General features: G+C 58.8%; 17 protein-coding genes. 5 read left to right on the plus strand and 12 right to left on the minus strand.

Annotation, left to right across the window (positions count from 1 at the left end; all coding sequences use genetic code 11):
• Window positions 1-19: 19 nt before the first annotated feature.
• The 8 genes from trbL to traI are packed head-to-tail and all read right to left on the minus strand — an operon-like array spanning window position 20 to window position 6,906.
• Window positions 20-1,195 (minus strand): P-type conjugative transfer protein TrbL, encoded by a 1,176-nt coding sequence (trbL, locus tag ACZ9DP_RS00070; protein WP_476199604.1) that lies wholly within the window; start codon window positions 1,193-1,195, stop codon window positions 20-22.
• Window positions 1,189-1,389, minus strand: a complete 201-nt coding sequence (gene trbK / locus ACZ9DP_RS00075) for an entry exclusion protein TrbK (RefSeq protein ID WP_168318641.1) — start codon at window positions 1,387-1,389, stop codon at window positions 1,189-1,191. The genes trbL and trbK overlap by 7 nt, the downstream gene beginning before the upstream one ends.
• Window positions 1,386-2,189 (minus strand): P-type conjugative transfer protein TrbJ, encoded by an 804-nt coding sequence (gene trbJ, locus ACZ9DP_RS00080; protein WP_476199605.1) that lies wholly within the window; start codon window positions 2,187-2,189, stop codon window positions 1,386-1,388. The genes trbK and trbJ overlap by 4 nt, the downstream gene beginning before the upstream one ends.
• Window positions 2,161-4,617 (minus strand): conjugal transfer protein TrbE, encoded by a 2,457-nt coding sequence (locus ACZ9DP_RS00085; protein WP_476199607.1) that lies wholly within the window; start codon window positions 4,615-4,617, stop codon window positions 2,161-2,163. Before ACZ9DP_RS00085 ends, trbJ begins: the two co-directional genes overlap by 29 nt.
• A gap of 9 nt (window positions 4,618-4,626) precedes the next feature.
• The gene (locus tag ACZ9DP_RS00090; RefSeq protein WP_168318643.1) at window positions 4,627-4,926 is read right to left on the minus strand and encodes a conjugal transfer protein TrbD; all 300 of its coding nucleotides are present in this window, start codon (window positions 4,924-4,926) and stop codon (window positions 4,627-4,629) included.
• Window positions 4,919-5,302 carry a TrbC/VirB2 family protein gene (locus tag ACZ9DP_RS00095; RefSeq protein ID WP_168318644.1) on the minus strand — a complete coding sequence of 128 codons (384 nt, stop codon included), beginning with the start codon at window positions 5,300-5,302 and terminating at the stop codon, window positions 4,919-4,921. The genes ACZ9DP_RS00090 and ACZ9DP_RS00095 overlap by 8 nt, the downstream gene beginning before the upstream one ends.
• The gene (gene trbB / locus ACZ9DP_RS00100) at window positions 5,292-6,269 is read right to left on the minus strand and encodes a P-type conjugative transfer ATPase TrbB (RefSeq protein ID WP_168318645.1); all 978 of its coding nucleotides are present in this window, start codon (window positions 6,267-6,269) and stop codon (window positions 5,292-5,294) included. Before trbB ends, ACZ9DP_RS00095 begins: the two co-directional genes overlap by 11 nt.
• Window positions 6,270-6,279: 10 nt before the next feature.
• Window positions 6,280-6,906: an acyl-homoserine-lactone synthase gene (gene traI / locus ACZ9DP_RS00105; RefSeq protein WP_476199608.1), complete on the minus strand. Its 627-nt coding sequence runs from the start codon at window positions 6,904-6,906 to the stop codon at window positions 6,280-6,282.
• A 389-nt stretch (window positions 6,907-7,295) separates the two neighbouring features.
• Between traI and repA the strand changes: the two genes are divergently transcribed.
• The 4 genes from repA to ACZ9DP_RS00125 all read left to right on the plus strand — a co-directional run bounded on the left by repA (window position 7,296) and on the right by ACZ9DP_RS00125 (window position 12,534).
• On the plus strand, window positions 7,296-8,486 hold the full coding sequence (repA, locus tag ACZ9DP_RS00110) for a plasmid partitioning protein RepA (RefSeq protein WP_097607863.1): 1,191 nt from the start codon (window positions 7,296-7,298) through the stop codon (window positions 8,484-8,486).
• An 84-nt stretch (window positions 8,487-8,570) separates the two neighbouring features.
• The gene (gene repB / locus ACZ9DP_RS00115) at window positions 8,571-9,566 is read left to right on the plus strand and encodes a plasmid partitioning protein RepB (RefSeq protein ID WP_476199610.1); all 996 of its coding nucleotides are present in this window, start codon (window positions 8,571-8,573) and stop codon (window positions 9,564-9,566) included.
• A gap of 156 nt (window positions 9,567-9,722) precedes the next feature.
• Window positions 9,723-10,967, plus strand: a complete 1,245-nt coding sequence (gene repC, locus ACZ9DP_RS00120) for a plasmid replication protein RepC (RefSeq protein ID WP_168318648.1) — start codon at window positions 9,723-9,725, stop codon at window positions 10,965-10,967.
• Between the two features lie 118 nt (window positions 10,968-11,085).
• Complete coding sequence (locus ACZ9DP_RS00125) at window positions 11,086-12,534, plus strand: hypothetical protein (RefSeq protein ID WP_476199612.1); 1,449 nt, start codon at window positions 11,086-11,088, stop codon at window positions 12,532-12,534.
• Window positions 12,535-13,545: 1,011 nt separating this feature from the next.
• Here ACZ9DP_RS00125 and ACZ9DP_RS00130 read toward each other — a convergent pair.
• Window positions 13,546-14,700 carry a site-specific integrase gene (locus ACZ9DP_RS00130; protein WP_476199613.1) on the minus strand — a complete coding sequence of 385 codons (1,155 nt, stop codon included), beginning with the start codon at window positions 14,698-14,700 and terminating at the stop codon, window positions 13,546-13,548.
• A 196-nt stretch (window positions 14,701-14,896) separates the two neighbouring features.
• Here ACZ9DP_RS00130 and ACZ9DP_RS00135 point away from each other — a divergent pair, with 196 nt between their 5' ends.
• Window positions 14,897-16,054, plus strand: a complete 1,158-nt coding sequence (locus ACZ9DP_RS00135; protein ID WP_476199615.1) for an RHE_PE00001 family protein — start codon at window positions 14,897-14,899, stop codon at window positions 16,052-16,054.
• 54 nt (window positions 16,055-16,108) lie between these two features.
• Here ACZ9DP_RS00135 and ACZ9DP_RS00140 read toward each other — a convergent pair whose 3' ends face one another.
• From ACZ9DP_RS00140 to ACZ9DP_RS00150, 3 genes are all read right to left on the minus strand, one after another.
• Entirely contained in the window at window positions 16,109-17,515 is a 1,407-nt protein-coding gene (locus tag ACZ9DP_RS00140) for a hypothetical protein (RefSeq protein ID WP_476199617.1), read from the minus strand.
• A gap of 440 nt (window positions 17,516-17,955) precedes the next feature.
• Complete coding sequence (locus ACZ9DP_RS00145) at window positions 17,956-18,444, minus strand: ABC-three component system middle component 2 (RefSeq protein WP_476199619.1); 489 nt, start codon at window positions 18,442-18,444, stop codon at window positions 17,956-17,958.
• Window positions 18,432-19,511, minus strand: a complete 1,080-nt coding sequence (locus tag ACZ9DP_RS00150; protein WP_476199621.1) for an ABC-three component system protein — start codon at window positions 19,509-19,511, stop codon at window positions 18,432-18,434. The genes ACZ9DP_RS00145 and ACZ9DP_RS00150 overlap by 13 nt, the downstream gene beginning before the upstream one ends.
• Window positions 19,512-19,621 lie beyond the last annotated feature (110 nt).

Raw genomic sequence — 19,621 nt, forward strand, 5'->3', positions numbered from 1 at the left:
GATCACTTTCTGATTGCTGTTAGTCTTTGCGTTCGGGAGGTGGCTTTGGTCCGCTGTGCCCGCTGCGCGCCTGGTCGAGCTTGGCGTTGGCAAGACCCAGGATAGACCCGGCGTAGGCGCCGGGGGAGCCGATGGCCTTCTCCTTGGCAGCTGAGCCGGCCGCCTTCCCCGCGGACCCGATCCCCGCGCCGAAACCACGAAGGGCAGCACCTGCGACAGATGAACCTGCGGCGCGGGCGACCTGGGCAGCCGCAAAACCTGCCCCTGCCGCGCCCGCCGCAAGGAACCCGGCGCCCGTGGCGAAGGATGCCGCCTGACCACCATGCCGGATCGCCTCCATGCCGCCCGAGACGGATGCCCCTTGGACAACACCTTGAATGACGCTTGGCACGTACATGGCGATGATAAAGACCACGACCGAAATGCCGGCAATTGCCAAGGTCGTGACGAATTGATCGGAGGACGCAGTCGGAGCAGTCGCGAGGCCTTGGAGCACTTGGGATCCGATCTTGGCGATCATCACGAGCGCCATCAATTTCATCCCGACTCCAAAGGCATAGACCAGGTATCGGATCGCGAAGTCCTTGGTATAGGACGAACCGCCCAGCCCGAGCATGATCATGCCGGCGAGCAGGCCGACATACATCTCGACCATGACCGATACGAAAATCGCTGCCACAAGAGAGAAGGAGATGACGACAATCGCCATCGCCAGCACAGCTGCGACAGCCAGCGCGTTGTCCTCAAACACGCCGAACTGTGCTTGTTGTGACATTTGCGAAGCGACCCGAATGCCGGCGTCGAACACCTCGGCCGGCGACGCCGATCCGCCACCGGCGCCGATCTGGAAGAGACTGTCGACAACGGCTCGGGCAAAAGAGGGCCCTTGGGTCAGGACGAACGCAAAAAAGCCGATGAACATGATGCGCCGGACAAGCTCGGCAAACCAGCTTTCCAGCGATGCTGCTTGGATCGCGAGCCAGACAGCGGCAATGCCGATCTCGATGGTGGCGAGAATCCAGAAGAGGGATTTTGCTGCGTCCATGATGGTGGTTTCCCACCCTTTCGCGGCCGTCGAGACCTGATTTTCGAGTTCGGTCAGGACTTGTCCCTGTTGCGCGAAGGCGGGAGCTGCAAAGAAGAGGCAAAGGAGGCCTGCGATCAGGAACGATTGTTCAAGGGTACGCTTCACCATCTCGGGCGCATCTCCTGGCCGTCCTTGATCGGCGGCAGCTCCTTGCTCGAGCCAAAGAACCTCTCCCTGACGGCGCGTTGTTCTTCAGTGAGCGCAGGTTTGCGGGATCCCCTGGAGTTGACGATCAGCACCGTCGCCGCTGACGAAACAGCTGCAACAAGCACAAGGACGGCAATGACAACCGCGCGGCTCACCAGCGGGGCTCCATCTTTTGACCTTCGGGAATGCTCTTCACCTCCGCGTTGAAGAACTTCTCGCGCCGGGCCTGCGCCAAGTCCTTGTCGATCTGCTCTGTCTGAAGCCATGTCCCCATCATCGTCATTTGCTGGGAGACGAGGCCGCGAAGTTTCTGCATCTGTGCGACCTGCTGTGCGGCGATCTCGTGGCCGACCTGCAAGGCTTTCATCTGCCCGTCGGCGGTCTCGGACATAGAGCGCAGCGAAGACATCGTGCCTTCCTCGGTGTCGAACTGCTCTGCCGTCAGGCTCGCGGCCTTCAACGTGCTGGCGATCGTGTCGCGGTTGGTGTCCGACCAGGTCTGATAGCTTGAGGAAAAACTTGTCGCGTTCGGCAGGTTGGTCCTGAGGCTAGAATAGCTTTGGAAGCGCTGCTGCAGCACATCATCGGCATTGCCCATCGAAAACGAGATGCTCTGGCCCTGGTCGACAATGCTGCGCAGTTGATTGAGATCGCTTTCGACCTGCCCCCACATGTGCGAAGGAAGCGTCGCAGTGTTCTGCAGCAGGTTCTGGTAGATATTGAGTTGGGTTTCGATCTGTTGCGCCAGCTGGCTGATCTGGGTGAGTTGATTTTGAATTTGCTCGCCGGACTTCCCGACCAAGGATATCAGTTCGCCGTTGTTCAGGACCTGCGTCCACTCCGTAGCAGCGCCGGTTGCGGTACCCGCTGATGCCGGCGAGACAGCACCAATCGTTAATGCGACCGCCGCCAGGGCGGCAAGCAATCTATTCGAAGTTGAGCAGCGATGCGGCATCGTGAACTCCTCTCGTTTGAAGCCAGTGGATCGGCCAGTCGCGGCCATGTTCGGAACGCAGAGCGCGGACACGCTTCAAATCTTCCTTGCCCGATGCGCCGACAAAACTGAGCGCCACAGGGCCGAGTGCCATATCGAATAGCCGCCGGCCTTCGGGGGTGACCACGTAGTATTCGCGCTTGGGGGTGGCGTTCGAGACGATCTCGATCTGCCGCTCGTTGAAGCCGATCCGCTCGTAGAACTCGCGCGTCCCAGGCTCACGGGCGGCGCCGTTCGGCAGGCAGATCTTCGTCGGGCAGGATTCCTTCAGGACATCGATTATGCCGGAGCGCTCGGCGTCCGAAATCGACTGGGTCGCGAGCAAGACGGCGCAGTTGGCCTTGCGCAGCACTTTCAGCCATTCGCGGATTTTGTCGCGAAACACTGGATGACCGAGCAACAACCAGGCCTCATCGAGGACAATCAGGCTCGGTGAGCCGTCGAGACGCTTTTCGATCCGACGGAACAAATAGGTGAGAACGGGCACGAGATTGCGCTCGCCCATATTCATCAGCTGTTCGATCTCGAAGGTCTGGAAGGCGCGCAGCGTCAAGCCGTCCTGTTCGGCGTCGAGTAACTGACCCATCGGTCCATCGACTGTGTAATGATGGAGCGCGTCCTTGATCTCGCGCATCTGAACGCCGCTCACAAAATCCGACAGCGATCGACCGGCTGCACTGGCCATCAGACCAATCTGACGCGAGATAGCGTTGCGGTGATCTGGGGTGATGGCAACGCCCTGCAGCGCAACCAGCATTTCGATCCATTCCGTCGCCCATGCGCGATCACCATCGCTCGCGAGCTCCGAGAGTGGGCAGAAGGCCAGCGCCCTCCCCTCTTCATGAGCGTCGCCGCCGATCTCGTAGTGATCGCCGCCTGTGGCGAGCGTCAACGGCAGGAGCGAGTTCCCCTTGTCGAAGGCGAAGATCTGGGCGCGGTCGTACCGCCGGAACTGCGCTGCGATCAGTGCCAGCAGCGTCGACTTGCCCGAACCGGTCGGCCCAAAAATAAGCGTGTGGCCAACGTCGTCGACATGAAGGTTCAGGCGGAACGGCGTCGAGCCGCTGGCCACCTGCATCAGCGGCGGAGAGTTCGTCGGGTAGAATGGGCACGGTGCGACAGGGCTGCCCGACCAGACAGAGTTGAGCGGAATAAGATCGGCGAGGTTGCTGGTGTTGATCAGCGGTTCGCGGATATTACAGTACCAGTTGCCCGGCAGGCTGCCGAGAAAGGCGTCTGTGGCATTCAGCGTCTCGATCCGCGCCCCGAAGCCTTCGGCCTGGACGAGTCGGCGGATAGCCTCGGCCTTTTCCTGCAGTGCCTCTCGACCACTGTCGAAAAGGACAATGACCGGCGTATAGTAGCCGTACGCCACCAATTGCGAGGAAGCCTGGGCGATTGCGTCCTCTGTCTCGGCCACCATGCTCATGGCATCCTGGTCAATGGAACGGCTCTGCGTCTGGAACAGCTGATCGAAGAACGGCCTTACCTTCTGCTGCCACTTCTTGCGGGTGCGTTCGAGTTTCTGCCGCGCCTCTTGCGCGTCGAGAAAGATGAAGCGCGATGACCAGCGATATGTGAGCGGCATCAGGTCGAGGCTATTGAGAATCCCCGGCCAGCTCTCGGCAGGCAGGCCGTCGATCGCCACGACCCCGAGGAAACGGCTTTCGACCTTCGGCGTCAGCCCATGCTCGAGTTCGGCGGTGGCGATCCAATCAAGATACATCGGTGCATCGGGCAGTCGGATCGGATGGTTCTCGCCGGTGATGCAGAAGCGAACGAATTGCAGCAGTTCGTCATAGCGCGCGACCCGCTCCCCTCCCCTCTCGACGACCTCGCGGGTTTCCATCCGGCGTATAGACAGGGTGTTGGCGAGATACTGCTCGATCTCGCGGACAGCGTTCTTGAAGACGAACAGCACCGTGTCCGCATAGCTCTTCTTGCGGCTCTCCTCGTCCGAGTAGATGTATTTGCTGAGCGCCGTCTTTTTGGATTCGAGCGGTCGATACGTGAGGATGAGCGCGTGCTTGCTTTCGAAATGTCCCTGCTCGCGCGCGAAATGCGCCCGCCGTTCGGCGTCGATCGCGCGCGTCACACGTTCGGGGAAATAGCAACGATCATCCGTCGGATAGTCGAATGTCGGAATGCGGACCGCTTCGACCTGGATCATCCAGCCGCTCCCGAGCCGCGACAGGATCGTATTGATCTGGCGCGAGAGTTCGTTGCGCTCCAGGTCGGTGGCGCTTTCGGAATCCGGGCCGGCAAAGTACCAGCCGGCCATCAGGCTCCCATCTTTCAACAGGAGCACACCACTGTCGACCAGACCGGCATAGGGAACGAGATCAGCAAAGGACGGGCCGGTGGCCCGGAAGCGTTTGAGCGCGACCATGTCTCCTCCTCAATACCGACGCCACGGCGAGGAGGTCGCCTTGTAGTAATGGCGGTATGATATGTGGCGGACATAGACCTGCCGCATCAGCGGGTCTGCCTTTGCCATCATCCTCAAGAAGCCGACGATGACGATCCAAATGGCAACGCCGAACAGGGCGGAGTATGCCGTCAGCACCACGAAAATGAGAATGACGGCAGCAAGCCCGGTAAGCAGCACCAACTCCCGGTCCGCGCCCATCAACAGGTTCGGGCGCGACAGGGCACGATGAATGCGGTTGCGTTGCAGTCCGGACAAGGTCTCAGCCATGACCCCCCTCCCCTGCTCCGCTTGGATCGATGGTCGTGGCGCGCTCGTCCGGCACTCCGATCGTGGCGCCGGTCGCGCCGAAAAGGCCGACGATGTTGGTTGCGCCGAGCAGGATGCCGGCGACAAGCACCACATAGACGAGCCGTCGCGCGAAATCGTTGAGTTCGCCCCCGAAGATCAGCATGCCGCCGGCGATCGCCACTGCTGCAAGCGCGATGGCACCGGCAACCGGGCCGGTGATCGATTCCTGGATTTGTTGCAGTGGTCCTTCCCATGGGAGGCTGCCGCCCGAACTCGCCAATGCAGGGGCAACCGACGCCAGGACGATGGGCGCTGCAAGGAGCGCGACGGCGATAGTAGCGTTCTTACGCGACATGACGCGCCTCCTGTTCTTCGGTGAGCTCATCGGACTCGATTTCGTATTGGCCGTGTGCGTAGCGCTCGACCTGAATGACATCGCGAACACGCCGGCCCCTTGCCGTCCGTTCGATCGAGATAATGAGATCGACCGCCTCGCCGATCACCTCCTGCATCGGCTGTTGGCTGGCTTCGGCGGTCAGTTGCTCAAGGCGGCGGAGCGCCGACATTGCAGTGTTGGAATGGATGGTCGCGACGCCACCAGGGTGGCCGGTATTCCAGGCCTTAAGCAAAGTGAGCGCAGCGCCGTCGCGGACTTCGCCGACGACGATCCGGTCGGGACGCAGCCGCATCGTGCTCTTTAAGAGCCGCGCCATATCGACAGTATCGCTTGTGTGGAGAAGGACGGCGTTATCGGCTGTGCATTGGATCTCTGCGGTATCCTCGAGGATGACGAGGCGGTCGTCCGGCGCCGACTTGACGATTTCGTTGATGACGGCGTTCGCGAGCGTCGTCTTGCCGGAGCCGGTTCCCCCCGAGATGATGATGTTGAGCCGGGACGAAATTGCGCTGCGGATCGTCAACGCTTGCTGTTCGCTCATCACGCCGGAGCGCACATAGTCTTCAAGGGGGATCAATCGCGAGGCACGACGGCGAATGGTGAACGCTGGCTTGGAGACCACCGGAGGCAACAGTCCTTCGAAGCGGTGGCCGCCGATCGGCAGTTCGCCGGAGACGATTGGTTGCTCGGTATCGACCTCGGATTGGAGCGCATGCGCCACCGTTCCGATCACCATTTCCGCCGCCGCGGACGACATTTCTCCGGCGGGTGCAACGCCATGGCCCAGCCGTTCGATGAACAGTTTGCCGTCCGGGTTGAGCATGATTTCGACAACGGTCGAATCATCGAGCGCGACGCAGAGCTGATCGCCGAGCGCCTCCTGAAGCTTGCGGACGAGTCGAGGATGAGAGCGAAGCTGGTTCACGGTTTTCTCCTTATGCTGCCTGACCCAGCGGACCATTGAATTGCGAGCGATAGCTGGACGGGCGGAGCCTCAGAAATGTTTCCACGTTCGCCGGGAGCATCCCTGCGACGGCTATAGTCACGCCGATACGGCTCGGATCGCCGATGCGCTGAAGCGGCCAGCCGACACGACCGAGAATGCGTTCGAACCGCAGGTCGGTCACCGTCACGATCTCGGTGATGGCGTTTGCGAGGCACCACTCGATGATGCCCGCAAACATGGTCAGCGTTGCCTCATGCACCGATCCCGATCCCCTGCCCTCTTCAAGGGTCGTATCCACGCAGAAGCGGGAGCTCTCCACCATCGCGGGGTGTGCGTGCAGCCCGTCCTCCGGTAGAAGCGACGGAAAGACGTTGGTCACCATGGTCGAGCCAGTGGCCGGCAGGAGCCGGGCGCAACCGCTAACCTTGCCGAGGTCGGACACGGCCAGAATGTAGGTGGGGTCAAGAGAATCGAAGCCGTCCGATTCCTCACCATCTATGACGTTGACCTCCCAGCCCAGCCGCTCCGAGAAGACGCGAGCGCGTAGCTGGTGATGTTGCTGGATGAGCCGAGCTTCGTGAACATTCCGCGGTTTGTTGAGCGCGAAAACCTGCATGAATTTCTCCGTCGTCGTTAATCGGCGGAGAAGTCAGCATGGAACGGAATTTAGCGGTAGTTGGAGGATCCTGCAATGATTTGGCGAGTGAGTCGCTCCATGATGATCGCCTTGTTTGCGGAAATCATGCGCCGACGCCTAAAGCCGTCGGGCAAGTTTTGCAGGATTCACAGATAAACAGATAGAGAACGCAGTAGAACCACTGGCTTGTTAACTCACGATTATTAAAAGAAAATCGGGTGAGATCGAATTGTCCCGCGCGATGGCGTTAACCTCTTGTTAACCTTAAATGTCTTGCGGCTCGGTGGGAATCGGGAGATAGTTTCGCAAATGATGGCATTCCAGCCATTTTTTCGAAAGTGTAGTGCTCCGGGGAAATAGTTCGCGAAATGACCAGTATGTTGCCCAACAGATTTGATATTGAGATCGCCCAACAAGGGGCGAAGATCTCAAGTGCGTTGCACATGTTGCGCAGCCAGCAGTATCCGCCGGACGCCCGCAAGGGACTGCGCAAGTTTCAGCTTGCGGAGGTTGCCGACTTCATGGGCGTAACCCAGACTCATCTCCGGCAGATCCATGCCGATGGCAAGGGGCCTGAAATTGAATCGGTTGGCGGACGCCGCTATTATACCGCCGATCAGATGCTTGAGCTTCGTGATTATCTTGAGGCCAACAAGAAATCCGACAAGAGATACTATGTTCCTAAGCGCAGAGAGGGCGAGCCGATGCAGATTGTGTCGGTCGTCAACTTCAAGGGCGGAAGCGGCAAGACCACAACGGCCGCACATCTTGCACAATATCTCGCCCTCACCGGGCATCGGGTGCTCGCGGTCGACCTCGATCCCCAGGCATCCCTGACCTCCCTCTTCGGGATCCAGCCGGAGCTTGATGATACGGCGTCTCTTTATGAGGCTCTTCGCTTTGACGACGAGCGCAAGTCGATCGCCGACGTCATCCAGCCGACCAATATTCCCGGACTGGATGTCGTGCCAGCAAACCTGGTTCTTCAGGAATACGAGTATGACGTGCCGCTGGCGATCTCTTCCAAGAAAGGTGAGGACGGCCGACTGTTCTACATGCGGATCGCCAGCGCTCTGAAGCAGGTCGATGACAAGTACGACGTGGTCGTCATCGATTGCCCTCCTCAGCTCGGTTATCTGACCATTACCGCGCTCATGGCGTCGACCGGGATCCTCATCACCATTCATCCTCAGATGCTGGACATCATGTCGATGAGCCAGTTTCTGATGATGCTGGGCGGGATCATGGGGCCCGTCGCCGAGGCCGGCGCCGAAATGCGTGTTCAGTGGTTCCGGTACCTCATCACGCGATTTGAACCCACGGACATCCCGCAGGCTCAGATGGTCGGGTTCATGCAGTCGATGTTTGCACAGCAGATGCTGAGAAACCACGTGTTGAAGTCGACCGCGATTTCCGATGCGTCGATCAAGAAGCAGACTTTGTACGAGGTCGAGCGGGTTGAATTCGTCCGGGCGACATACGACCGGGCAATGGAGAGCCTGAACGCAGCCAACGCGGAGATTGTCGAGCTCATCCACGGCGTCTGGGGGAGAAAATGAGAGGATTGTCAGCCGTTTTTTTCAACGTTTTGCTCAACGTCATCAGTGGCTTGTCGGTGTTGACTGCAGGTTGGGAGGGAACTCATGTCCCGTGAAAATCCGTTCGCCAAACTAGATATGGCTTCGATCTCGGCAAACCAAACGCCGACAAAGCCAGGCTACGGCATGACCGGAGCTGCGAAGACAGTTGTTCGCTCCATCGAGGACATGGCGGAGAATACCAAGAAGCTTATGGAGGGTGAGGTAATCGTGGACCTGGATCCGCGATTGATCGACGTGTCCTTCGTCGCCGACCGACTGTCAGATGACGGCGAGGAGTTCCAGGAACTGCTCCATGCTATCAAGGAGTCGGGTCAGACAACGCCTATTCTTGTTCGCCCGAGCTCGACAGATGCCAAACGATATATGGTCGTGTTCGGCCATCGTCGCCTGAAAGTCGCTCGCGAGCTTGGAGTGCCGGTCAAGGCAATCGTTAAGAAGCTCGACGACATTACCTCCGCCATTGTGCAAGGACAGGAGAACGCGGCCCGTTCAAACCTGTCTTTTATAGAGCGCGCGTTCTTCGCTCAGAACCTGATTGCGTCAGGAATGACAAAGGAAACGGTTCGTTCGTCACTCGCCGTCGATGAGGCAATGCTCTCCAAGATGCTTGCAGTTGTCCAGGCGGTGCCCGCGTCAGTGGTCCAGGCTCTGGGTGCATCTAAGAAGATCGGGCGCGACAAATGGCTCAGCCTTCGGCAACTGGTTCTTGCCCCTGCCCTGTCCAAGGTTGCAGTAGAGCATACGGGGTCTGCTGACTTTCAAGAGCTTCCTGAAGGTGAGCGGTTCGATGAGCTACATGACTACCTGAAGCGATACAAGGCCAAGTCAGCTGCAAAGAAGCCGAAGGCAAACGTCCCCGTCCGGGACTGGACCTCTACCGATCGCGCACTAAACGTGGTGATGAATTCGAAGGCAAAGAAAGTTGCCATCGAGCTTACGAATGTTGAAGCCAGGCCTTTCAGCGAATGGCTGTCTTCCCACATGGGTCGTTTGTACGAGGAGTACAAAGGATCGAAAACTGAAACAAACGGAGACTGAACCGCAAAAGAAAAAGGCCCCCAAACGGCGAACCGTGGAAGCCTCTCTCGTCATCTCTAGCAGGATCGAGAATCGCATTTCCCGGAATCACAGTCAAGAGTCTTGGCGCCGATTTGGTGAGCGGATTTCCTTTGCCTGAAGCAAGGTGAATGAAAAATGCAGACGGGACATGTGACGACGCCCTTTGGGCGGCGGCCGATATCGCTTGCCCTGGTCAGAGGCCAGATGGCGGTCGACAATCCGCAGCCAGACACGCGTATCGAAAAGTGGAAAGTGTTTCGTGACGTGTGCGAGGCACGGGAACGCCTGGGAATCCAGGACCGGGCACTTGCCGTCCTTGATGCCCTCCTGACCTTTCACCCTCACGCGGAGCTCGATCCGAGCCAGGGGTTGGTCGTTTTCCCATCCAACGCCCAGCTGTCCGTGCGGGCCCACGGAATCACCGAGACGACACTGCGCCGACAACTCGCAGCACTTGTCGATGCCGGCCTTATTCTGCGGCGCGATAGTCCGAACGGTAAACGCTATGCGCACCGCAACCGCGATGGCGAGGTCGAGCAGGCTTACGGGTTTGACCTGAGACCGCTGCTAGCTCGTGCCATGGAGCTCGCCCTGATGGCGCAGGACGTCGCCGCCGAACGCGCTCGTTTCCGCCGCGCAAAGGAAGCCCTCACGATCTGCCGTCGCGATGTGCGCAAGCTGATCTCGGCTGCCGTGGAAGAGGGCGCTACAGGGAACTGGGAACGCGTGGAATCTGAGTATGTCAGTATTCTCGCCCGCCTCCCGCGCTATCCGAACCACGCACAGGTCGAGATTACTCTCGACGAGATGGAGCTCTTGCGGGAAGAGGTTCTCAACATTCTGGAAACACAGCTAAAAACTGAAGATATGCATGGCAATGCCATTCACAATGCCTGCCACATACAGAATTCAAATACCGAATCCATAAATGAACTTGAACCTAGCTCTGAAAAAGAGCAGGGCGATGGCTTGGCGGATGGACCTCTGACCAAGAATGAGCCGAACGAACGACCGAAGACGAAACCTGAGCCGATCAAGGCATTCCCACTCGGAATGGTCCTGCGTGCCTGCCCGCAGATCGCCGATTACGGCCCTGGCGGGCGCATCGAGCACTGGCGCGAGCTCATGAAAGCGGCCGTCGTCGTGCGATCAATGCTCGGCGTCAGCCCCTCAGCCTACGAGGAGGCCTGCAATGCCATGGGGCCGGAGAATGCGGCAGTTGCGGTGGCCTGCATTCTGGAGCGGTCGAATTTCATAACATCTGCCGGCGGATATCTGCGGGATTTGACCAGACGCTCGGAGCGCGGGGAGTTTTCGCTCGGGCCGATGCTGATGGCGCTCATAAAGGCAAATGACGGCGGACATCGAAGGTCGGCCTGACACGGGACTGCACCATTAACGACGGGCAAAACGCGATCGGCTTGTGGCGCTGGCGCATCAAAACTTGTCAGCCGTTTTTTTAAGTGATTTGCTATGGTAATACAGGTAGTTATCAGCGTTGACCATCGAATTCCTGCGAGGACCTGCAACAATGTGGAAGGCAAAGCAGAAACAGCTGGCGGTCGAGCAGATCAATGGTCATATCGCGAAACCCCATCCCCTGATCATCGGTCGTGCGCCTGAGAACACCGAAATGCTGTTCACGCCCGCCGAACTCTACGGCGCAATGGCGCAATGCTCCAGCAGGGCAAAGATGGACCAGCGTGCGGCGAGGGCTCAGGTTCAGATGTGCCGCCATCTCATCGCGCGGCACGTCGACGACAAGAATGATCGTTTTGCTTTGCTGGAGACGGCCCGGACCCTGAAAGACTACGTCGGAAAAGCCATGACGGGGCTTGTCGGAGACGGTATCGCCTATCTCCACATGGTCCGTGATGGCTACCGTTGGGTGGATCATTTCGAAAATCACACCGTGCATGGCAAGCCCCCGACCACACGGTCTCCGGATTACGTTTTCAGCCGCAGCGAGGATCTGTTCGTTGCCCTGGCGGAGTCCAAGGCGACTAAGGGGGCGTCCAGGGCTGCTTTTACAAAGACTGTCAGGGATGGCTACAAGGAGCAGGTCGAACCCTATCTGGGCCGCAAGATCGGTTCCTGGGTTGCCTCGCACGGCTATGCCGTCGGCAGCTGGATGAAGTCGGTGAAGAAGGCCGAGATATTCATAAATCATACGGCGAGCCCGAGTCCGCCCACAGGTCAGGCGGGGGATCCTTTCGATCGGTCTGATCCGCGGGGGGTGCGATTCGGTAGCTACTGCGGCGTACTTACTCTCCTGTTTGGACCTGACATTGGAGAGGCGGCACGCGCTCGCAGCTGGAGACCGTCCGAGCAGAACTTCACCACTGTTGAATGGCTCGGCCGGACGTGGATTGTCGGAGAAGACGCGGAGTGGGAGCCTCTGGTGATCACTCCCCCAGAGCACCTGATTTTCACACCGAGCTCGGTGCGGATCATGAATGGCATGGCGCTGGATCTGGAAATCGCACAACGTGTCTTTGCTGCGATCGAGGATGGTGACGAGGCACTCGACCTCTTGGGAGAGCTTCCCGAGTTTCCAGTAGATCTTGTTGAAACCGCGAAACGTTCCGGAGGCGCGATCTTTCCCGACGGGTTTGCCGTACTCGGTCGTGACGAAGACCTGGGCCATTACTCGCAGATATCGATCAAGCCGCCAGCCCAGTCGGCGCTTGCCTTGGTTGAAAGCGAGTTCGCGGCCGAGGCCGTGGTCGCCGAGGAAATCCGGGGGATCGAGACCCGGTCGCGTTCGGGCTCCGAGGTCGATGTCGTCGAGGATAACCATGCGCTGCTTTACCTCACACATGAGCAGCCGCGGGTTCACCCAGCGCATCTGTCAAACGTGATCTGCGATCCGCGCGTCAGGTCACGAACGGAACGGGATTACCAGTCAGCGTATGAAACCGGCCTGCGCGTTCTTAAAGAACGCTGACAGCCCGAAGGGGTCTCTTCTTGCAGACAGTTGGCTATAGCGCGCCATGTCTATGATCTCGAGGGCTATCGCTTCTGGCCCCAGATAGCACTTGCGACAACCCTAAGAAGGCTGGGACGAGGGGAGGGCCGCCATGTAAGGCTCTTTCTCCTGCTGAGGGGAGCGTTGACGTCAAGAAGATGGAAGACGGGTTCTGTTTCTTTGGAAAGGTAGCCTTTGTATACGAAGTGGCCTTCAGTCACCAGGTCGTTCGGCGACACCGCGGCCTCGACAACGTCACGGTCATGATAGACGCCGCAAGCGGCATAGCATTCGACAATGAGTTGCGAGCAAAAGGTCGAATTGCGACGGAGGCTGTGCCGCCTCGCGAATAGGGCTAGCCGCGCGAGCCAATCCTTCTTGCTGAAGAAGCGTAGCTTGCCGCGTCTCTTGACCGCTCGTCGACGTAAGGGAAGCAAAGCAGCATCTAGCCTGGCATATTTCTGGCCCCGCATGGATTTGGCATGGGCGACCGCTATTGCAATGTCATGTTCGCCCTCCCATCGCAAGACGTTGGCAACCTCGAAATCATTCATGAGGCCTTTGACAGAGCTTTCTTCGATACCGTTTAGGCCGGCGTCGATTGCTTGGCCCTGTCCGATATAAATCGCAGCGTGCGAATATGCGCCGTTTGTAAGTTCGCGGATCGTGGTGTGTAACTGATCTGGGTCAGCAGAGTACCATACGAGTATGTCACCAGGTCGAAGTGAACTGGCATCTATGCGACCTGGCGGCGGATCATCAGGAACGTAATGGCAGGAACATAGATCTCATTCCCGTGTTGGTCGAAGTCCACTGCGTAAGGCATTCCGCTTCCCTTTAAGCAAAGGCAGTTCGGTATATCCATTGCTACTAAGAAACTGTTAGCCTGAACACCCAGGATAATTGACGGTTCCGGCGTCGATCGTCTGACTGGTCTCCCGCATTGTTAGCGATTCAAGCGGATCCTACGCGTTCAACTCTATATTGAGATCAAAGCAGTCTCGCCGCCCGACCGCTTCGCCGGGTTGTGTTGTTATAGTAGCTCGAAGCCTGCTGCACTGACCGATGCCTGGATTGCTCCATCGCCTCGGGAAGAGGGATGCCGCGATTGGCCGCCTCGGTGAGATAGCCGGACCTCAGCCCGTGCGCCGAAAACTCCCCAACCTCCAACCCAGCCATCTTCACGCGCTGCTTGACGATATCGTTGACCGCCTTCGGATCGAGCGCCCGGCGGGAGACATTGCCCCAGCGATCGATCGCCCGGAACACACTGCCGCTCCCAATCTTCGCGGCCGCCAGCCAGGCATTGAGCGCCTCCACCGGCCGGCCGGTCAGATAGACGACCTCGTCCTGGCCGGCGCCGGAATTCTTGGTGCGGCCGAGATGGATGGCGAGAGAGGGGAGGGGGGCGCCATTCTCGATCTGGATCGGCGGCTCGACGGTCAGCTGCTCGCGGCGCAGCCCGGCGATCTCGCTGCGCCGGCGGCCACCGGAGGCAAAGGCGACCATCAGGATCGCCCGATCGCGGAGATCGCGCAAATTGTCGCCGCCGCAGGTCGCCAGCAGTTTTGCCAGCACGTCACCGGTGACCGCCTTGGCGCTCTTGCGAAGACGTTGTCTTGGCGCAGCTCGGATCGCCAGCCGAATGGCTGATTTGAGGGCAGGGGAGGCGAAGGCCCCGTCAAAACCGCGCCATCTGGTCAGCGTCGACCAGTTGGCGAGCCGTCGGCGCACCGTGTCCGGCGCGTGCGGCCCGATCGAACGGAGAAAGCCGCCGTCCCTCAATGCTCGGTCGACCTCGGCCGGCATGCCGTGCTCGGGATCGGTTTCGCGTCGCGCCGGATCCCAGAGATGATGGGCGACGAATTTGAGCAGCAGCGCCTCCGGCGCCGGCCAGGGCAGGGCGCTGCCGGTCGCCGCCAGGCACCAGGCTTCGAGATAGCCGAGGTCGGACGTCAGTGCCCGTAGCGTGTTGTCGCCCATGCCTTCGTTGACTAGGTGCCGCAGCGTCTCGACGTCCTGGTCGGAAAGAATCTCGGCGAGCTTGTCGCGCCGATCGATCGGCAGCACCGCGGCAATCGTGTCGAGGGTTTCGGCACGCCGGGCGATTGCGTCCGGTGCCGTGTTCGCAGCAAGAATGTCCAAAATGTCTCCTGAGGCGCGAAAACCGGGTGTAGCACGGCCGCATTGGCCCTCCATTGATACCGTTTCGCTGATTTGCGGCCTTTCCGCAATCATTTTCGATAAGCGATACTTATCGGATGTGATACATGGCCTGGAGCAATCTAGGCAGTGACGGACATTAAATCGGAGATAGCGTCCGTTTAGCAAATCATTTACCATGTTTTCAATGCGTTATGATTTATCGAACTTGCCTCTCCAGACTCTCCAGACCCTGCTGCGGCCGATTTCGGGCGCGACTTCTGCGTTGACCCGTCTCGACGAACGCATTGCCCGTTCCCCGGTCGGTGCGGGCTGGATCGAGCGCATGCATTTTTCCGATGCCTGCGCCTCGCTGTGGATCGACGGCGAACTCGTTCACCTCGAGGACCTGGTGCTGCACGACGCCCGGCTCGATGTCCGCGCCCCGACCCATGAGTTAGCCATCGCCCGTGACGTTTTGAAGACGCGCCGGCGGATTGCGGCGCAGCCGCCCGGCTGGGCGCTGAGCAATGAAGGCCTGCGCACGCTCCGCGGCGCCGGCGCCGAAAGCACCAGCGCTGACGACACGGCTCATGAGGACGCAGTCCACGCCACGCCGCCGGCTACAACCTTTGCAGAGGGTGTCAGGGAAGGAGAGGGGGAAGAGTCCGACGCGTCCGATCCGCTGGCCGCGGAACTGGCGGCGATCGACGCCGTGCTCGCCCGTTCCGGCGTCGCGATCGCAGAAGCCAAGAAACCCGGCCGCGCCGGCGAGCGCGAGAAAGATCCGCTGGTCTACGATCTCGATTGGGACGAAGACGAGCGGCTCGGTGAATGGCGGGCCGTGTTGAGCGAGACCGAAGGACTTCCGCCGGTGTTGCGCGCCGCGCTGTTGCTCGATGCCTGGAACGACCTGCAGGTTTTGCAGCATGCGCCATGGCTCGGCCGGCTGCTGGCCGCCGAGACGCTGCGACAAGCGGACCTGACGACGGCGCATCTGGTCGCCGTCAATCTCGGCCTCAAATCCATTGCCGTCGAGCGCCGCCGGCATCGGGCTCGCGACACAAGGCTGCTGGCGATCGTCAACGGGATCATTGCGGCGGCCGAGTTCGGGCTGAAGGAGCATGACCGGCTGGCGCTGGCAAAACAGATGATGGAGCGGCGCCTGGTCGGCCGGCGGTCGTCGTCAAATCTGCCGGGCTTGATCGAGCTGGTGATGGCGCGGCCGCTGGTCTCGGCCGGCATGGTTGCCGAGACGCTGAAGGTGACGCCGCGGGCGGCGCTGAGGATTGTTGGTGAACTGGGGCTCAGGGAGATGACGGGGAGGGGGAGGTTTCGGGCGTGGGGAATCATCTAGATCATGTTGTTGTCTATGGCAGACAAATCTCCATGGATGAATGCGGATCATTTACTAGCGAGGGAAAAGGCCGAAGCGACCTTCATCAACCATTCCAGAAAAATGAATTACTCGATCACCGAGTTCCACATCTGACGGGGGATCCATATTCTCAACGATGATCGCTTGTCGGTCAGCTTGGAGGCCGAGAAGATATCTGTAAAAGTTTCCGTTAAGGTTCGTATGGCTTAGATCGTCGTCGGCCCCGTCCGGTTCACGGTAGGACAGCAACGGGGAATCGAGCACAACGATCCCCGGATGTGCCAGATCGTTGTCGGCGCAATATTGCAGTAGTGAGATCGTGAAAGCCGACTGCGTGATTGCCCTCAATCCCTTTCCGTAGGACGTCCTGGCTTTCCCGGACACAATCAGATCTTTCGCGCTCGTATCAAAATGCACATGATCAAGATCTGGGAAACCCCATTGTTTGAGCACGCTCTCAACACGTTTTGCGAACGGTGCCACGATCGTGTTGGTAAGGCGATTGTTCGAAGCGGTATCGCCCGAGCCCCCCTCGTTCTGTCGTTCCAAGGCTGCCTTACGACTGGTCAGATCACTCAGACTGGAAAACAGCCCGAGCGCCTCGCGTACATTCGCGCCCTTGTCAGCCAGCTCTTTGTAAGTTGCGCGTTGTTTGCGCAAGTCAGGTGATACGACGGTCTCGATTTCAACCGAGAGTTCGCTCAGCGAATTCCTCAAGTTGGGAAGCGACTTCTGAATGGATTGCGCCTCCGCACGCAACGCGGCTATCGTCGTCATCAGTTCCGATTGACGAGATTCTATCTTTTGCATCTCTGCTTCAGCGGCGAGGACTGTCACAGCGACATCGCCGTGGCAGACTGCGCTGGAATCATGATGGTCAGGCAAGGCACCGCAGGTGGGGCAAACCTCCTGTTCGAGGACCGAGAAGAAGCTTCCTGCCTCCCGGATGCCCAAGAGACGCTCATAGTCCGAAACATAGTGGTCTCGTAGAAGATTGAAGCGGTCAAGCAGAGTGGCAATTTCCGTGTATCGATCGGCGGTTGTCTCAAGCTTCTGGATGATGGCCCGCCTTCTGGTCGAGATTGCCTTGAACTTTTCCTCGGTGAAGGCGAGCTGCTCGGCGCGATTGTCCATCGCTCTCGTGAGTCGCTCTTCTTGAGCAGACAGTTCGTCACGTGAGCCGGATATTGACGTGATGCGTTTCTGAGCGTCTGTGATCAGCTGATCGAGAAGATCGATTTGCGCCAGGCGTTTCTGCTCTTCGGCGGACGTGCTTTTGCGTGACAGGAGCGCTGTGTCATCGACACCGGTCAACAGCATCGTGAAGACGGATGTGTTCGCTGTATTTGCCGTGTAGTTCCCATCGGACAAGGGCGAACGCTTCTGGATGATCTCCTCCTCGTTGACGATCGCCAGTCGCGCAATGTTGCGGAAGCTCAACGCCTGCGTTTCATCCTTTGCGTTCTTTTTGATCCGCTTGCCTGAAAGGCCGATCTTGGAGAGAAGAAACGACGAGAGGTTCGTCTCATCGCGCTCGTTGTGAATTTCACTAAGGGGACTGCCCTCCGCATCCGGGATCGACGTATGCAGGCCCTCGAATGCCTGAAACTGTCCACCGGCCATGCTTCTGAGCAATGTCGTTTCCGATCCGTCGTCGAAAGCAATCGCAAGCAATACGCGATCATAGCCCTTAGCCTGCGGGATATCGGGCAGAGGGCCCTTGCCGCCAAGCATAAAATCGATCGCTTCGACAATATAGGACTTCCCGGTGTCGGAAGCACCGTAGATGACGTTAAGGCCGGACTGAAACGAAACAATCGCCGGTTCTTTCTCTGAACCGTGAAAGGAGAGGTGACGGACCTGGAAGCCTGAATATGCCATTATGCCGGTCCAGACGCTTCGTCTTGAAATTCAGAGACCCAGTTGGTGAGAAGATTGCGCATTAGATCGTCAAAAGCCTCATCATTGTAGTTCTGGAAATAACCTGCGAGCCATTCGGCGCGCTCGTACAATTGTCGGAGATATGGCGTCTGAAGCGCGGTGACAAAAAACTCCGCATTGTCTCCGGCCTGGAACAGGATCCCGCTTTCATCGACAACCTGCTCGACTAGCCCTCGGGACATCATCAGGGCTACGGCAGATTGAACGGACTTTCTTCGGACCTGCGTGACAGGTGACATGATCGGTGTCGGGGGATGCAGGTCCGCTGGTCCATCGAGGACACTGGTCCGCACGACAAGATAATCCATCGCGGTCAGTCGGTTTAGATCCACCGCCTGGGGAAAATGCGCGTGCAGAACGAAGACGGCCCTCACGCCCGTTTCGAGCGAGCCGTTGAAAGCCGAGGCCGTAGGCATTAGCGGCGCCATGTCAGCTTCCCATCATTCGCAAGCTGATGACAAATGCCCCGACGGTCGGTGGGAAAAGCGCTTTTGTTCAGAGGATGAGCGTCAAGAACCAAGGACTGCGCTTTCTCGGTTACGGCGACGACGCGCGCATATCCGTCCGAGTGTTCGCCGTCGTGAGTGTCCAGGACCCCGTCCAGTATCTCGGTCTGCAACCCCTCGAAAGTACCAGGCTCCACTTTCTCGCGCACGAACACCCGCAGGGACTCAGCATGATAGAAGGCCTCGCGGGAGCGATGAAAATGGGATTTCAAGCTCGCCCACTTATCGAGATGCGAGACCGCGACGATTGTCTCGCCCTTGTGCTCCGCATAGGCATCGAGCAGCTTGCTTGTATAGGTCGCCTCTGTCTCTCCGATCTCGACAGGGACAGAGTCGGGCCGCGGACGAGAGGGCAATCCGCCACCGAAGCGGCCGATGTGATAGGGCGTTCTGGAATGGGCTTCGATGATCGTTCGAGGCTGCTCGGCCGAAAAGATTCGAAAGTCGAAATCCCTAACGTAGTCGAGGAATTTTCCTTCCAGAGTGACCGGCCCCGTCGAGGTGATTTTTCCGGAGATGGCTTTGTCCCATTCCGCAAGCACCTTCGCTTTCAGCTTGTTCGCATTGGAGAGCAACAACGACAACGATGTCGAAGCGCCTTTCGGCGCGATGAACCGGCATGCTCTCGGGGCTTTGTACTCTCCGGAGAAAGAGTACCAGAGCATCTTCCCGATCTCAGGTGCGACCACGCCGAAACTCAAGGGTGAGGTGTAGTGCTTGCACTGGTGATTGTCCCAGATGCCGAGCAGCTGGTCGGCGTCGCAGAAGCCAGCAATATCGATCCCTTTGTCTCCGGCACCGGTCGGCCGCATAACGCTGACATAGGTGGTTTTGAGCGAATGGACCCATTCGTCAATGAACGTTTCCCATTCGCTGGCTTCATAAATCTGGATGATCTTGAGAGGGTCAATCTTTGGCCCGTTCTCGAAATCGCTTGCCAGAAGGATTCTTGCTGACGGCAGGTCTTTCACCGCATCCTGTAACGACATCAGAGTAGCCTGCATTTCAGCCTTGTGCTCGAAGCAAAATGGTAGGTCGAATAAGATCTTAGTCATAACATTCGCAAGGATACATGCAATCGAAAGTACATCGTTTGGCA

It is taken from the genome of Rhizobium sp. USDA 4016, from assembly GCF_056279705.1.

What these genes read in the sequence shown, in the direction of transcription:
- ACZ9DP_RS00085 (WP_476199607.1), bottom strand. Translation starts at nt 4,617, where the DNA reads ATGGTCGCGCTCAAACGCTTCCGGGCCACCGGCCCGTCCTTTGCTGAT.
- traI (WP_476199608.1), bottom strand. Translation starts at nt 6,906, where the DNA reads ATGCAGGTTTTCGCGCTCAACAAACCGCGGAATGTTCACGAAGCTCGG.
- trbJ (WP_476199605.1), bottom strand. Translation starts at nt 2,189, where the DNA reads ATGCCGCATCGCTGCTCAACTTCGAATAGATTGCTTGCCGCCCTGGCG.
- repC (WP_168318648.1), top strand. Translation starts at nt 9,723, where the DNA reads ATGCAGACGGGACATGTGACGACGCCCTTTGGGCGGCGGCCGATATCG.
- ACZ9DP_RS00145 (WP_476199619.1), bottom strand. Translation starts at nt 18,444, where the DNA reads ATGGCGCCGCTAATGCCTACGGCCTCGGCTTTCAACGGCTCGCTCGAA.
- ACZ9DP_RS00135 (WP_476199615.1), top strand. Translation starts at nt 14,897, where the DNA reads ATGTTTTCAATGCGTTATGATTTATCGAACTTGCCTCTCCAGACTCTC.
- ACZ9DP_RS00095 (WP_168318644.1), bottom strand. Translation starts at nt 5,302, where the DNA reads ATGTCGCGTAAGAACGCTACTATCGCCGTCGCGCTCCTTGCAGCGCCC.
- trbL (WP_476199604.1), bottom strand. Translation starts at nt 1,195, where the DNA reads ATGGTGAAGCGTACCCTTGAACAATCGTTCCTGATCGCAGGCCTCCTT.
- repA (WP_097607863.1), top strand. Translation starts at nt 7,296, where the DNA reads ATGACCAGTATGTTGCCCAACAGATTTGATATTGAGATCGCCCAACAA.
- repB (WP_476199610.1), top strand. Translation starts at nt 8,571, where the DNA reads ATGTCCCGTGAAAATCCGTTCGCCAAACTAGATATGGCTTCGATCTCG.
- ACZ9DP_RS00150 (WP_476199621.1), bottom strand. Translation starts at nt 19,511, where the DNA reads ATGTCGTTACAGGATGCGGTGAAAGACCTGCCGTCAGCAAGAATCCTT.
- ACZ9DP_RS00090 (WP_168318643.1), bottom strand. Translation starts at nt 4,926, where the DNA reads ATGGCTGAGACCTTGTCCGGACTGCAACGCAACCGCATTCATCGTGCC.